Annotated in this window: 2 protein-coding genes; one reads left to right on the plus strand and one right to left on the minus strand. The window is 43.3% G+C overall.

Features of this window, described 5'->3' with window-relative positions; translation table 11 throughout:
* Positions 1 to 358: zinc ribbon domain-containing protein (locus EYA77_RS05870; protein ID WP_209315016.1), on the plus strand; the 358-nt coding region annotated here is incomplete at its 5' end.
* A gap of 45 nt (positions 359 to 403) precedes the next feature.
* Here the strand turns inward: EYA77_RS05870 and EYA77_RS05875 are convergent.
* Positions 404 to 1,471 (minus strand): type I restriction endonuclease, encoded by a 1,068-nt coding sequence (locus tag EYA77_RS05875; protein WP_167816178.1) that lies wholly within the window; start codon positions 1,469 to 1,471, stop codon positions 404 to 406.
* Positions 1,472 to 1,847: the final 376 nt, after the last annotated feature.

Genomic DNA, 1,847 nt, shown 5'->3' on the forward strand with positions numbered 1-1,847 from the left:
CCGGCTCCCGAAGAACCTGAAGATGCAGCTGGAAACGGCGGCACGCGTGGAAGGGACGACGGTTCAGGATTGGGTGCGAAAAGCGATGGTGAATCGGATCAGTCTGCTGAATGTGTGCCCGGCGTGCGGCACGGTGAATTCAGGGACGGCGAAGTTCTGTAATGAGTGCGGGGCGAGTCTGAAGGATAGTAAGAGGTCGATGTATTTTGCGTGGCTGAAGGATCTGCTGAGGGAGGAGCTTGAGGAAGGACGGGATCTTGACGCGGTTCTGAAGGTTCTGGAGGATCCGGCAGGGGTGATGGAGGGGCTGGAAAAGAAGGGGAAGTGGATGGTGAGGACGGAGGAGAAGAGGGAGTAGGGGGTCCCCTCAATCCTCCAAGGTTATTGGAACGCGTAGGTTTTCTTATTTAATATCGTATTTTTTAACAGTATCCCGAAGTTGCGAGGCGTATTTGTAAATATCCGGAATTGAATTAATAACCTGCCTCTCCTCTTTTTCATTATTAAATAACCCAATATAGCGCTTTGTTTCACTGTTAAAATATAACCGGCAAATTGGTTTTCTATTTGTATCATCCAAAATGATGCTGCAATACGATTTTACATCTCTCATTATGACTCGTTCAGGAGCAACGATATCACTCAGTATTGCACGAATGATGTAGAACCCTTCTATCTCACTTTGGGTTGTAGTAATTTCAGAATCATCTTCAATGATGCCTTCGTCCACTAGTTTTTCTTCTGGTTTTTCAGATAGTTCAGGAGCCATGGCAGATTTCAGCCGCTCATTTATTACATCATTGATATACTGGTTCAAAGCACGTTTGGTGATTTCGGTAAAGTTACTAACCATATTTTTAGTGAGCCGGCCGTCATAAATCTGATGAGCAAAGTATTGCACGATCTCTTGTGATGGAGATTCCATATCCTGAGCGAGAATTTGTTTTATCTCCTTGATATATTTCATGTTCAATGCTGAGGGGAGGATTTTGTCAACATTGAAAGATTCCTTTCTAAACTGTTTGAGTGTCTCAATATTCTGATCAGTGAGGTTTACCATATCCAATTCAAGAAAGGGCTTTGTATCCATCTTGTTTGGAGCATCAATATCAGAGAAAAACAAATATTTCTTACCATTAGTAAGGATCCCAAGTTTTGCCGGAACAACGGAAAAATACCGGAAAAGTTGTGACATGTGTATTGATGCTAAATCAACATCAAAAGATTTACACTCGATTAATATTACAGGTTTCCCCTCTTTCATAATCGCATAATCAACTTTCTCTCCTTTTTTTGTTCCAACATCTGCTATGCACTCAGGGCATACCTCGCTTGGATCAAATACATTATAGCCAAGAATTTGAAGAAAAGGTAAAATTAATCCATTTTTTGTTGCTTCTTCTGTTTTTACACTCTCGATAATTTTTGGAATGCGAACTGAAAAAGCGCGTAGTTGATCGTTAAAATCCATTAAAATTCACAAGTTAATGATATAGTCCAAAAATATATAGTTGTTTCCCCAAATATTCTAGATGGGAGTTACGTGGTGTTGTGATCTCGACTGACACCAACTGACGTACGTATAAGATGTATTTCGATTTCGTGTAACGCTGGGTTTGGATGTATGAGATATTCCACCGCGAATAAGCCCAAGCGGGCAAAGCCCGCTTGAGGCGGCACGCAAGCCTTCGGCTTGCACGCAATCGCGAATCTCCGCGAATCGCATTTTTCTTGCGCCGTCGTGCTCTGCTCCGGCTGATGCGTGCAAATCGAAGATTTGCGTGCCGCCTCAAATGGGCTTTGCCATTTGGGCCTCGCCTGCGCAGGAATCGCACGCCGTCTGGAAA

It is taken from the genome of Methanocorpusculum sp. GPch4 (genome assembly GCF_012062385.1).
Classification (GTDB): Archaea; Halobacteriota; Methanomicrobia; order Methanomicrobiales; family Methanocorpusculaceae; genus Methanocorpusculum; species Methanocorpusculum parvum.